Annotated in this window: 14 protein-coding genes and 1 pseudogene; 12 read left to right on the top strand and 3 right to left on the bottom strand. The window is 64.4% G+C overall.

Translation table 11 applies throughout. The features are described from left to right. Positions 1-15 precede the first annotated feature (15 nt). Positions 16-1,314 (bottom strand): PLP-dependent transferase, encoded by a 1,299-nt coding sequence (locus MIC97_RS18680; RefSeq protein ID WP_239801500.1) that lies wholly within the window; start codon positions 1,312-1,314, stop codon positions 16-18. Between the two features lie 528 nt (positions 1,315-1,842). On the opposite strand from MIC97_RS18680, the gene MIC97_RS18675 reads away from it, so the two are divergent. From MIC97_RS18675 to MIC97_RS18665, 3 genes are all read left to right on the top strand, one after another. After that, a complete protein-coding gene (locus MIC97_RS18675) occupies positions 1,843-2,367 on the top strand; it encodes a hypothetical protein (protein WP_239801499.1) in 525 nt (174 codons plus the stop codon). A 1-nt stretch (position 2,368) separates the two neighbouring features. Next, entirely contained in the window at positions 2,369-3,175 is an 807-nt protein-coding gene (locus tag MIC97_RS18670; RefSeq protein WP_239801498.1) for an SDR family oxidoreductase, read from the top strand. A gap of 96 nt (positions 3,176-3,271) precedes the next feature. Continuing rightward, a complete protein-coding gene (locus MIC97_RS18665) occupies positions 3,272-3,544 on the top strand; it encodes a helix-turn-helix domain-containing protein (RefSeq protein ID WP_239801497.1) in 273 nt (90 codons plus the stop codon). Between the two features lie 59 nt (positions 3,545-3,603). Here MIC97_RS18665 and MIC97_RS18660 read toward each other — a convergent pair whose 3' ends face one another. Then, complete coding sequence (locus MIC97_RS18660) at positions 3,604-4,671, bottom strand: acyltransferase (RefSeq protein ID WP_239801496.1); 1,068 nt, start codon at positions 4,669-4,671, stop codon at positions 3,604-3,606. A gap of 12 nt (positions 4,672-4,683) precedes the next feature. After that, on the bottom strand, positions 4,684-4,986 hold the full coding sequence (locus tag MIC97_RS18655) for a hypothetical protein (protein WP_239801495.1): 303 nt from the start codon (positions 4,984-4,986) through the stop codon (positions 4,684-4,686). 140 nt (positions 4,987-5,126) lie between these two features. Between MIC97_RS18655 and MIC97_RS18650 the strand changes: the two genes are divergently transcribed. The 9 genes and pseudogenes from MIC97_RS18650 to MIC97_RS18610 form a co-directional block, all read left to right on the top strand. Next, a complete protein-coding gene (locus MIC97_RS18650; protein WP_239801494.1) occupies positions 5,127-6,146 on the top strand; it encodes an ABC transporter substrate-binding protein in 1,020 nt (339 codons plus the stop codon). Between the two features lie 8 nt (positions 6,147-6,154). Further along, positions 6,155-6,949, top strand: coding sequence for an ABC transporter ATP-binding protein (locus MIC97_RS18645; protein WP_239801493.1), 795 nt, complete (start codon positions 6,155-6,157; stop codon positions 6,947-6,949). A 2-nt stretch (positions 6,950-6,951) separates the two neighbouring features. Beyond that, complete coding sequence (locus MIC97_RS18640; RefSeq protein WP_183832090.1) at positions 6,952-7,779, top strand: ABC transporter permease; 828 nt, start codon at positions 6,952-6,954, stop codon at positions 7,777-7,779. A 21-nt stretch (positions 7,780-7,800) separates the two neighbouring features. After that, positions 7,801-8,523 carry a GntR family transcriptional regulator gene (locus tag MIC97_RS18635; RefSeq protein WP_239801492.1) on the top strand — a complete coding sequence of 241 codons (723 nt, stop codon included), beginning with the start codon at positions 7,801-7,803 and terminating at the stop codon, positions 8,521-8,523. Beyond that, entirely contained in the window at positions 8,520-9,425 is a 906-nt protein-coding gene (locus MIC97_RS18630; RefSeq protein WP_239801491.1) for an Ldh family oxidoreductase, read from the top strand. The genes MIC97_RS18635 and MIC97_RS18630 overlap by 4 nt, the downstream gene beginning before the upstream one ends. A 5-nt stretch (positions 9,426-9,430) precedes the next feature. Further along, a complete protein-coding gene (locus MIC97_RS18625; protein WP_239801490.1) occupies positions 9,431-10,774 on the top strand; it encodes an acyl-CoA thioester hydrolase/BAAT C-terminal domain-containing protein in 1,344 nt (447 codons plus the stop codon). A gap of 23 nt (positions 10,775-10,797) precedes the next feature. Further along, a complete protein-coding gene (locus MIC97_RS18620; protein ID WP_239801489.1) occupies positions 10,798-11,670 on the top strand; it encodes a DUF1684 domain-containing protein in 873 nt (290 codons plus the stop codon). A 14-nt stretch (positions 11,671-11,684) separates the two neighbouring features. Beyond that, positions 11,685-11,840: a hypothetical protein gene (locus tag MIC97_RS18615; protein WP_239801488.1), complete on the top strand. Its 156-nt coding sequence runs from the start codon at positions 11,685-11,687 to the stop codon at positions 11,838-11,840. Between the two features lie 135 nt (positions 11,841-11,975). After that, positions 11,976-12,508: pseudogene (locus MIC97_RS18610) on the top strand (hypothetical protein); the annotation flags it as partial.

Genomic DNA, 12,508 nt, shown 5'->3' with positions numbered 1-12,508 from the left:
TTTTTGTGAAGCTGCTCAGGCCTGTTCCAGAGCCTGCGAAAGATCGCGGATCAGATCGTCCGCATCCTCGATGCCGATCGACAGGCGCACATAGCCGGGGGTCACGCCCGTCGCGAGCTGGTCTTCCTCCGAAAGCTGCGAATGCGTCGTGGTGGACGGGTGGATGGCCAGCGAACGCGCATCGCCGATATTGGCGACGTGATAGAAAAGCTGAAGCGCGTTGATGAAGCCGCGCCCCGCCTCGCGCCCGCCCTTCAGCTCAAAGCCGAGCAGCGCGCCATAGCTTCCGGGCTTCAGATAGGCCTCGGCCCGCCGCTTTTCCTCGCCGGTCGCATAACGCGGGAAGATGACCTTCGAGACCTTGGGGTGGCCTTGCAGGTATTCGGCCACCTTCACGGCATTCTCGTTGTGCTGGCGGATGCGCAGCGGCAGCGTCTCCAGCCCCTGAATGAGCTGGAAGGCGTTGAACGGGCTGATGGCGGCGCCCACGTCGCGCAACAGCACGGTGCGGGCGCGCAGCACATAGGCGACCGGCCCGAGAGGCTTTGCCGCCTCCACCCACACCTTGCCGTGATAGCTGGGGTCCGGCTGGTTCAGCGTGGGGAAGCGTCCGGCATGCTCCTCCCACGGAAAGTTGCCGCCATCGACGATGGCGCCGCCGATCGAGGTGCCATGACCGCCAATATATTTGGTGGCCGAATAGACGACAGCCGCGGCACCATGCTCCAGAGGCCGGATGATCAGCGGAGCGGCCGTGTTGTCGACGATCAGCGGCACGCCGAGTTCGCGCCCGATATCCGCCACTTCGCGGATCGGGAAGACGTTGAGCTTCGGATTGGGCAGGGATTCCGCATAATAGGCTTTGGTGCGCTCATCCGTCGCCCGGCGGAAATTCTCCGGATCGGAAGGGTCGACGAAACGAACCTCGACGCCGAAATGCTTCAGCGTTGCGGCAAACAGCGCCCATGTGCCGCCATAGAGATCTGTGGCGCTCACCACATTGTCGCCGGCGCCTGCAAGATTGAGGATGGAGTAGGCCGATGCCGTCTGGCCGGACGCCACCGCCAGCGCCGCAGCACCACCCTCCAGAGCCGCCAGCCGCTGCTCGAAGGCATCCTGAGTGGGGTTGGAAACGCGGGTGTAGATATGGCCATCCTCATCCAGTGAGAACAGCTTGTCGGCATGATCGGTGTCCCGGAACTGGTAGGACGTGGTCTGATAGATCGGCACTGCAACCGCGCCGGTGGCGGAATCGGACCGATAGGTGCCGCCGTGCAGGGCCAGAGTCTCAGGCTTCAGATTTTCAATGCTCATGATCTTCTTCGTATTTTTCGGATGGGAAAGTTCAGGCAGGTCGCGAAAAGCGTGGGCTGACCGTCCAGATGATCGGCTCAGGCTCCAGAAACGTGTGCAGGATCTGAGATCCGTCCTGACTGGAAATAAGAAAATTTATATCTGATGAATGTAATTCATCACCGAATGAGCACCGACATTCGTCACGTTTGGAAGATTCAATTTCCAAACTGCTTACAAGCGCAGAATATATTCGCTTAATAAAACCGCTCATTGCCGGATGCTCATTGCGTTGACTTGCATTACGATCACACAAAGCAGCGCATCTTTTTAAGCCTGCGAAAACCAAAGCACCCCGCGAGAAGGGAAAATTTCACCCGCCGTCGCCAGAAGGCGAAGCAAATCCGTTTTCCGCTGCGGGGAAACGACGTGCGGGGAAGTGCGCGCGCCCGGAGAATTTTTCCCCAAACGGACAAGGCAGCGAGCGGTGGCTTGCTCGGGAGATGCCGTCACCGGGGCTAGAATGCCCCGCACAAGGAGAGAGCATCGATGCCACACATCAGCCAGATCGATTACGCGACGGCCGCACCCGACATCCGGGAGGCGCATGACGAGGAGGTTCGCGCGCGCGGCCATGTCACCAACATGAAGCGCACGCTCCTGCATTCGCCTCCGGCCTACCGGGCCTATATGGAATGGTACACGCTGCGCGACGAGCTTGCGAAGGTGCTGCCGGACCGGGCGTTCTGGCTCTACTCGCATGCCATTTCCGCGGCCACCGACTGCCTGATCTGCACCCTCTTCTTCCGCCGTGCGCTGATCGATGCGGGTTTCTCGCCGGAGGAATTCCAGCCGGACGAGGAAGAACAGCTGCTGATCGATTTCGGACAGGCGATTGCGCGCAACTCCAATGCGGTGCCGCCAGACATATGGGCGAGGATCAGCGAGCGCTACGACGAGAAGACGCGGGTCGATCTGGTGGCCTTTGCCGGGCTGATGATTGCCACCAACATCTTCAACAATGTCGTGGAGGTCAGCCCCGATCCCGAACTCGAACCCTACAGGAAAGCCTGACATGGCCGGCAGCTTCGACGGAAAGGTCGTCTTCATCACCGGCGCGGCCAACGGACAGGGCAAGGCCGCAGCGCTCGCTTTCGCCCGCGAGGGCGCATGGGTCGCAGGTTTCGACCTCGGCAGCAAACCGGGTTACCCTGCCTATGTCACGGAGGCATCGGAAGCGCTCGCTCGCGTGCAGAGCGAAATCGCAGCCGAAGGCGGCGCCTTCCTGCCCGTGACCGGCGACGTGCGCAGGCAGGACGACGTGCGCGCCGCGATCGAACGCACGGTGGAAGTCTTCGGCGGCCTCGACATCGTGTTCGGCAATGCGGGCATCGCGGCATATGGGCTCGCCCATGAACTCAGCGAGGACGAATGGGATGCCGTTCTCGACATCAACCTCAAGGGCAACTGGCTGGTCGCCAAGCATGCCATACCGCACCTGAAGGCGCGTGGCAGCGGCGTCATCCTGTTCAATTCCTCGATTGCCGGCCTGCGCGGCCTCAACCGGCTGTCGCATTACTCGGCGTCGAAGTTCGGTCTCGTCGGGCTGGCGAAGTCGCTGGCCATCGAGCTGGCGCCCGACAACATCCGCGTCGTCACCGTCCACCCCACCGGCGTCAACACGCCCATGAATGACGGGCTGGCGGCGATGGAAGGCGCGACGCCGGAAGAAATCGCGGAGCGTTCAGCCGGCAATCTCCTGCCTGTGCCGTGGATCGAGCCGGAAGACGTGGCCGAAGCGGTGCTGTTTCTGGCCAGCGAAAAGAGCCGATTCGTGACCGGTTCCGGCTTCGTGCTCGATGCAGGGCTGCTGACCCGCTGAACCCGCAAAGCGGAGGGGCGAGCGCCGCCATTATGCTCTTCCTTCCGCAACCTGTTTCGCCGGCGAACGATAGGGGACGGTGCCGGATCACGAATTTTGCAGGGTGCATGCGAAGCGCTTGCCTTTGCCGGTGGCGAAGACGGCGCCAGTGATTACCGAGTTCACATCCCACCGCAGGTGGACGTGCGCGCTATTCGCAGGCAAACGGGGCTGTCCCAGAAGGAATTTGCTGCCCGATACGGATTTTCCTTCGGCCGCATCCGGGATTGGGAGCAGGGTCGCTCGCCGGTCGATGCTCCCTCGCGTATCCTTCTTACGATCATCCGCAACGAACCTGAAGCCGTTGAGCGGGCGCTGTCGGCACCATAGCGGGACAAGCCTTTTGCCCTGAAGGCCCCGGCCCTGCAATGCAGGCCCCGGAAGCGTCTCTACCTGTTGCCTGTAGCGGCATGAGGATGGGCGGCGCCCTTCACCTTTCTCCTGCCGTTCAGGATGCGAAGCACCGGCTTCTCGACAAGCTCATGGATCACCAGACTGGCGATGCATGCCGTCACGATGCTGACCAGAGAGACCAGAAACACCGTGGCGGGATGCTCATAGCCGACGAAGCGTCTTGCAAGATAGGCCACGGCACCGATCACGAAGATATGCGACAGGTAAAGGGCGTAGGAAGCATCGCCGAGCTGTTCGAGCAGCTTCAGATGCCTGATCTTCGGCTCCAGAATGAGGCCAAGCAACAGCAGGCTTGCCGCCCACAGAACCTGTCCGGCAAAGCCGATCTGTTTCAGGAGCGGTGTGCCGTCATCAACGAAGACAATTGCCACGCCGGCTATGGCCACCAATGCCAGCAGCCGGACGTGCCCCGCTTCGGAAGCAAAACCGCCATCGAGATATCGCCGGCCAATCCATGCGCCGATGACGAATGCCAGCGGCGATACCCCCAGATAGAATTCAAGGACAGGGCTGGAGGGCGCAAGCAGCAGTCCCGCCAGCCACATCGCGACGAAAAAGACCGTCAGCGCATAGACGCGCGCGCTCAGGCTAAGAAACGCCAGCGCCGCGAACACGATATAGAAATAGACTTCGTAGTTGAGGGTCCATCCGAGAGACAGAATCGGGCTCGCGCCGCCTCGTTCGGGCGCTTCGTGAACGATGAAGGCGAGCGACTGGAGATAATGGGACCATGTAAAGACGGTTGTCTGGAAAAGGTCCGGCGCAAGGGCGGCCAGCAGCGCCGCAAGGGTGGTGAAAATCCAGTAAAGCGGCACAATCCTTATGGCCCGTCGCTTCAGAAACACCGGCGCGGAAAAGGGGCCGCTTCCCGAAATATACACCATGATGAAGCCGCTGATCACAAAGAACAGGATCACGCCCAGACGACCCGCGGCGACGATCACGGGATCGTCCGCACCAATCTGGTGGGAAAACGCATGCGCGAACAGAACCAGCAGCGCGGCGCAGGCGCGAAGATATTGGACCGAATAAAGCTTCTTCACGTTCCCCTCACATCATTGCGGGTGGCCGGCGCCTTCCGCCTGCCGCCGCAGGCACCGCACAGATCGCACAACAGGCCGTTGCTGCTTTCCATACGCGCAAACCCTTAAGGTCTGACTGTCGATCGGGTGAAAATCTTTCACGCTCAGGCCGGAATAAATTTCCGCCCTGAGCAAAAGAACAGAAGGTTTTTCCTTCCGTGGCAAGCACTCTTCCAGCCAGATAGCGGCCTGTTGCAAGAGCAGGGCCGAAAACAAGGCAGGCTCATCCTGCATACCAGACCCAAGCAGCCATTGCTTTGGAATATCTGGTTGCAAGACTGATGCATCAGAGTTACATCACAGTGTCCGGTTGGACCATCTGATCACGCGCGAAAGGTCTTCGCCTCCGGGCCGTGACGGGATGTGGGATGCCGGCGCCGCAAGGACGCACTGGCGCACGAAAGGAAGTCTCGCGCATGTCATCAATCAGCCGTCGTGATCTCATCGCAGCCGCTGCCGCAGCGGCTCTGGCGGGCTCGTTCGCCGTCCCGGCCTTCGCGCAGGACCTGCCGAAGATCGAATTCCTCTATTCGCCCTATGCCGACTATGCGCCCTTCTTCGTCGCCGAGGAGCTTGGCTACTTCGACGACTTCGGCGTCGACGTGACGCTCTCGCCGAAGGGCGACACGGCCGAAACCATCCAGATGCTCGCTTCCGGCAACATCGAAGCCGGTGCCGCCACCTGGGCCTCCAGCCTGTTCAACGCGCTGGATCGCGGCGCCACCGTCGCTATCATCGCCACCTCGGCCCGCATGCCTTCGACCGTGCCTTCCCCCTCGCCTTTCATGGTTTCGCAGACCGCTTGGGATGCCGGCGTTCGCTCCGTCGCCGACCTCAAGGGCAAGCGCATCGGCATTCCCGGTCCCGGCGGCTTCGGCATGTTCTCCGTCGGCAAGGCGCTCGAAAAGGGCGGCCTGACCTTCGACGACGTCGAGCCGGTCTTCCTGCCGCCGCCCGCGACCGCCGCCGCCTTCGCCAATGGCGCGCTGGATGCCGGCTGGAGCATCGAGCCTTTCGCCGGCCAGCTGGAAAAGCAGGGTCTTGGCCGCCGTCTGGTCGAGGACCACACTTTCGGCACCGAACTCGGCCTGATCGCCTTCAACCAGGATTTCGTCGCCGCAAACGAGGATGCGGTGGTGAAGTTCATGGCCGCCTATCTCAAGGCCGCCCGCCTGCTCGACAATGGCGGATGGGAGGACGCGAAGATCCTCGACGTCGTAGCGAAATACACCGGCACCGAGCCCGACGCCCTGCGCGGCATTCCCTACACCGTGCGCTCGGAGGACGGCGCCATCGACATGGCCTCGGTGCGCGAGCAGGAGGAATTCTTCCGCAAGCGCGGCGCGCTCGAATATGACGGTCCGGTGGACATCGAAAGCGTCTACCGCGTCGATCTTCTCAAGCGTGCCAACGACCTGCTCGCAAGCAAGCCGTGAGGCCAGCGATGGATGAGGCAGCACGCCCGGCGGCGGCGCAGGAAACGAAACCGGCGGTCGAGGTCAGCCACCTGACAAAGGCCTTCTACGACAGCGAAGGCGACCGCGTGACCGTGGCCGTCTCCGACGTCAGCTTTTCCGTCAAGCGCGGCGAATTCGTCTGCATCGTGGGACCCAGCGGTTGCGGCAAGACCACGGTGCTGCGCATTCTTGCCGGCCTTGAGGAAGAGCTCAGCGGCACGGTGAAGCTGCACAGCGCCACGCCGCCGGCCATGGTGTTTCAGGAAGCGTCGGTTTTGCCGTGGCTGACGGTGTCGGAAAACATCGCCTTTCCTTTGAGCCTCAAGGGCGTTGCCCGCGCGGAAAAAGAAGCCCGCGTGCGCGACATGCTGGCGCTCACCGGCCTCACCGAATTCGCGACGGCCCGCCCGCACCAGCTTTCCGGCGGCATGAAGCAGCGCGTCTCGGTTGCCCGCGCGCTGGTCGACGACCGCGAAATCCTTTTGATGGACGAACCCTTCGGCGCGCTCGACGAGCAGACCCGTCTCGTGCTCCAGCAGGAACTGCTGCGCATCTGGGAAACCACCGGCAAGACCGTCGTCTTCATCACCCACAGCGTCGATGAGGCGCTGACGCTGGCCGACCGCGTTCTGGTCATGTCGCCGCGTCCCGGCCGGCTGGTGGCCGACCTTGGCGTGCCGTTCGAGCGCCCGCGCGATGTGGTCGAGATGCGCCGCGACAAGCGCTTCTGGGATCTGACCTATGAGGTCTGGCGCCTGCTGGCCTCGCCCGTGGAGGCATGAAGATGAGCGCTGTTTCCACCAAAACCTCCGTCCATCTGACCGAAGACGAATGGCGCAGGCTCAAGGCACCCGCCCGCCGCGAGCGGATCTTCCGCATCGCCTCCTATTTCAGCCCGCTGCTGCTCCTGCTGCTGTGGGAGCTTTCCAGCCAGTTCAACCTCATCGACCGGCGCTTCTTTCCCGCACCCAGCGCCATTGCCGATACGGCATGGCGCATGATCGTCAGCCTTGAGCTGTTCCAGCACATCGGCGCGACGCTGCGACGGGTGGGCATCGGCTATCTCATGGGCGCGGTTCCCGGCATCGTCATCGGGCTCATCCTGGGACTGTCGCAGCCGGTGCGCCGCGTGCTCGGCCCCATCTTCGCGGCGCTCTATCCCGTGCCGAAAATCGCCATCCTGCCGCTGATCCTGCTGATCTTCGGTGTCGGCGACGCCTCGAAATTCGTGGTCATCGCCATCGGCGTGTTCTTCCTGATGTTCTACAACACCATGGGTGGGGTGATGCAGACGCCGCAGATCTACATGGATGTGGCAAGGAACGCCGGCGCCACCCGCTTCCAGACCTTCTGGCGCGTCGCCTTTCCCGCCGCGCTGCCCAGCATCTTCACCGGGCTGAAGCTCGCGGCCGGTTCCTCCTACATCATCATAGCGGCCGCCGAATTCCTCGGCGCGCGCAGCGGTGTCGGCTTTTTCATCTGGGCATCGTGGCAGACCTTCGCCGTCTCGCGCATGTTCGTCGGCATCGTGGTGATCTCGGTCATGGGCTACCTCACCATTCTGGCGCTTGAGGCGCTGGAGCGGCGGTTCGTGCCCTGGGCCAGGCATTGACGGGCTGAGGATCGCAAGCCCATGACCATCGACGCCGCTGACCCCATCCCCACCGCAAATGCACCTGTTTCGGAGCGCATCTATGCTGCGCTGCGGCAGGAGATCATGCGCTGCGAGATCGCGCCGGGGACGACGCTCGATGCGGCTTCGATCGCCCAGCGCTACGAGGTCTCGAAGACGCCGGTGCGCGATGCCATGCAGAAGCTTGCCGCCGACGGGCTGGTCGCGATCCTGCCGCGCAGCGGCTATCGCGTCGCCCCCATCACCTTTCAGGCCGTGCATGAAATCCTCGACCTGCGCGCCGCGATCGGGCCGCACGCGGCAAGGCAGGCGGCCCGCTACGCCACCAGCGCCGACATCGCGGCGCTGCGCCAGATCGTTTCGGAATACGCCGCGCCGCTCGACATCGGCGCCATGCAGCAGGTCGCGCGCCGCTTCCACATCGCCATTGCCCGTTGCAGCCGCAACCGGCGCGTGGTCGCCCTTTCGGAGAACCTGTTCGACGAGTTGGAGCGGCTTTTGCGCTTCGCCATCGATTTCACCGTCAAGACCGGCGAGCATTCCGACGAGCATACGGCGCTGGTCGATGCCATCGAGGCCGGTGACGGCGAGCGCGCGGCAGCGATCGAGACCGCCCATATCAGGAGCAGCCGGGAATTCCTGATCGAGCGCCTGATGACGCTGGGCTATCTCTCCCAGAACGAAATCCAGACCGGCGGCACCGGGCGGAGCGCAGGCGAATGATCCGGGTTCAGGATGCTGTGGAGCGCCTGTCGGCGGCTCTGGGCGGCAGTGCGGCTGCGAAGCTTGCAGCCTCGGCGCTGGTCGAGGCCGATGCGCTCGGCCTGCCGCGCTTCGGCATCGCCATGCTCGACGAGTGGACGGCGCAAGCCTCTGCCGTGCCGGAGGCCGTCGCGCCGCAGGCCGTAAGCTGGCTCGACTGTTCCGCTTCCTTTGCGCCGCTCGCCGTCGCCAGCGCCACGCTCGACCTGGCCGAGGCCACGCGCCGGCTGGGCATCGCCGCCGTCTTCCTGCGCGGCGTGCGGGGTTTTGGCCGCCTCGCTCCGTTCGTGCGCCATCTGGCCGATGCCGGCCTTGTCGGGATGGCGGGGGCCGAGGGTCCGCCTTTCGTGGCCCCGCATGGCGGCGCGCGACCGGTGATCGGCACCAACCCCTTCGCGCTGGCCATGGGCCACGGCGATGACCGCGTGATCATCGACATTGCCAGCAGTTCCGCCACCATGGCCGACATCCGCAACGCCCGCACCGATGGCACGCCGTTGCGCGAAGGCATCGCGGTTGACGGCGAAGGCAGGCCCACCACCATTGCCGCCGAGGTGGCCGCGCTGCTGCCGCGCGGCGGCCAGATCGGCTCGCTGCTCGGCCTCGTCGTCGAACTGATGGCCGGCGTCGCCGGTGCCGGGCGGGGCGATCCGAAGGGGCGCGGCGTCTTCCTCCTCGCCTTTGATCCGGGAGCCGCGGAAGAACGCACCGGCTGGCAGGAAAAGCTTGCCGCCCTGAAAAGCGACTGGACCGGCGGCGGCGGCTACTGGCCGCGCGGCGGCGCGGTGTTGCCGGACACCGTTCTGGACGACGACTTTGCCCGGCGCTTCGACGCCCATCTCGCGCGCATGAACACACGGTGATCCCGATGACGACGAAGCCTGTTTCCGTACCCGTCTTTTCGATCGAGCCCGTCGATGCGCTGATCGATGAGCCGCGCCGCATCGTCGTTTCCGGTCTGGTGCCCGATGAGCGCGTCGCCATTTCCGCCCGCACCCTGCGCGGCAACGGCGTTGAGTGGATGAGCCAGGCAAGCTTCATGGCCGATGCCGATGGCGTGGTCGATCTCAGCCGCGACGCCCCGGTCGGCGGCGACTATGCCCGCGTCGCGCCGATGGGGCCGGTCTGGAGCCAGCAGCCCGTCGACGGCACCAGCAATGAAATCTTCCCCGCCGATGTGATGGTGCCGCTGCGTACCCTGCTCACCGTCGAAACCGTCGATGGGGCCAGTGCCGATGCAGAGCTCCTGCAGCGTTTCGCGTCTGTCGGCATCGGCCGCCGCGAGATTCGCGAGGACGGGCTGGTGGGCACGCTGTTCACCCCGGCCGAGCCCGGCCCGCATCCGGTCGTGGTGGTGCTGAACGGCTCGGGCGGCGGCATCAACGAACCGCGCGCGGCGCTGCTTGCCTCTCGCGGCTACACCGCCTTCGCGCTCGGCTATTTCAAGGCGCCGGGCCTGTCGCCCTACATCACCGAAACGCCGCTCGAATATCTGGAAGCGGGCCTGCGCTATGCGCATGCCAAGCTTGCGCCGAAGGACGGTTTCGTTGCGATCAGCGGCCAGTCGCGCGGCGGCGAGCTGGCGCTGCTGCTCGGTGCCACCTTCCCCGATCTGGTGTCGGCGGTCATTGCCTTCGTGCCCGGCGCCATGGTGCATGGCGCGCAGGGGGCCGGCGATCCGGCGCGCGGCGGCTGGCAGGGCGTGACCTGGACCCGCAACGGTGAGGCCCTGCCGCATCTGTGGGACAACAACAGCGCCGTGCACTGGCATCCATGGGCGGGTGCTGTTCCGCCGACACGCCATCACTCGGTTTTCTTCGAGGGCCTGAAGGATACGGAGCTGGCGGCCCGCGCCCGCATTCCGGTGGAAAAGATCGCCGGCCCGGTGCTGCTCATTTCCGGCCGCGACGACCGCGCATGGCCCTCCAGCCTCTATTCGCGCATGGTGGTGTCGACGCTGCGCCGGCACAACCATCCGCATCTGGTGCGCCATCTCGATTTCGACGACGCCGGCCACGCCATCAACATTCCCGTCGTGCCTTCGACGCAGCTGACCCGCGAGCATCCGGTCTCGAAGGTGCCCTACACCAATGGCGGCACCCCGGCCGGCAACGCCGCAGCCGATGTCGGCTCATGGCGCGGCGTTCTCGAATTCCTGGGCGAAGTCACCGGCACCACCGGAAAGCTTCCCAACGCCCCGGCCGACACCTGAATTCCCTGGAAAGGAAGAGCAACATGCCCACGACAGAACATCTGGAAGGCCAGTGGCGCGAATGGCGCTATGCCCATGTCGCCACCATGTTCCGCCCCTATGGCTGGACCTCGCTGGTTGCCCAGTACTGGCTGGAAGAGGGTGACAGGGATGTCAGCTTCGACATGCTGCCCGGCCTCTGGTCGGTCGACGGCGGGCGCATCATGTTCACCCCGCCCACCTCCGGCCCGACCCTGTCGGTGAATGGCGAATATCCCGCTGCTCCGGTCGAGATCATTCCCGGCCGCAACCAGACCTATGGCCACGGCAAGAGCCTGCCGGTCTATTTCGGCCTCAACGAGGTCGAGGCGATCCTGCGCACCACGCAGGACGGCAAGCCGCTCTATGGCGTGCGCGTGCGCGATCCGCGCCAGGCGGCACGTCTTGAAGACGCCGGCGTCTCGGCTTTCGACTACGACCCCGCATGGCGCATTCCCGGCGTCTACACGCCGACCCCGAAGACTGAATATGAAGCGGAAACCGTGGAGGCGGGCGTGCGTGAATCGACCCCGCGCATCGGCACCTTCACCTTCCAGCACAATGGCAAAAGCTACAGCCTCGTGCTGATCGGCAAGGATACGCCGGCCGGCGTGCAGCCGGTGGCGCATATCCGCGACAGGACCAGCGGCCCCGTGACCTATGGTGCGGGCCGGGTGATCGAGCTGCAATTCGCCGACGAGGCGAAGACGCGTATCGACTGGATCGACTTCAACTATGCGGTCGCCCTGCCCTGCGCCTTCACCAACTTCGTCACCTGCCCGCTGGCGCCTGCCGAGAACCAGCTCGATTTCGAGGTGCTGGCCGGCGAAAAGCGACCCGCGCGGGATATCGTGCGGACCATGACCTATAAGGTCTGAGGCAAGCCCTGATCATGAGGTATGGAAGAGTGCGCTCCATCGAGCGCTCTTCCGCCTTATCCATGGCGCTCATGGCGGCATCAATGCCGCTGGCCCGCAGCAACCTGCGCACCGCCGGCAGATGTCCCGGCCTGCTGAAGCAGAGCATCACCCCCGATACCTCTTCCTGAAACGGGGTACTGCCCTGCCCGCCGTCAGGCCTCTTGCCGATGCGGCAAGGGTGGCGCACACTGTGGGGAACGAGGAGGCTGGTTGTTGGGAGGCATCATGGCTTCGGTGGAAACCGCCTCGGCGCTTGCCGCCTCATGGCAACGCTGCCGGATGACTACAATCTCGATCCGAACGGAGCGTTCCCCCCTGCGCGGCTGACCGACAGCGAGATCCGTCAGCGGTTCGAGCGCACGCTCGACCGGGTGGAGTTCGGCTCGGGCGCCATGATCCATATGCGCAAGGTGGTCCGCGACACCGGCTACAGCGTGCTGTTCGCGGACCGGCTCGGGGTCGTCGTCAAGGATTTCTGCGATTCCGAGACCGCGCACCACCTGCGCGACAAGGGATTGGCGCAGGGGTCGGTGTGGAACGAATCCGTCGTCGGCACCAACGGCATCGGCACCACGCTCGTCGAGCGCCACGGCACCTTCGTGATCGGCTCCGATCACTATCACAACCGGCTCAAGAAGTTCGTCTGCGTGTCCACGCCCATGGTCGATCCGGAAGGCGACATTCTCGGCGTTCTGACGCTGGGGGGCAATGCCGGCATCCAGCCGGGCGAAGCGAAGCTGCTGCACCGGCTGGTGAGGGACTCGGCCGGATGGATCGAGACGGCCCTGTTCCGCAA

Origin of the sequence: Aquamicrobium sp. NLF2-7, from assembly GCF_022359935.1 — a bacterium.
GTDB classification, from domain to species: Bacteria; Pseudomonadota; Alphaproteobacteria; order Rhizobiales; family Rhizobiaceae; genus Mesorhizobium; species Mesorhizobium lusatiense.
The sequence above is the reverse complement of the archived record's forward strand: the minus strand, read 5'-3'. Positions and strand labels throughout refer to the sequence as shown.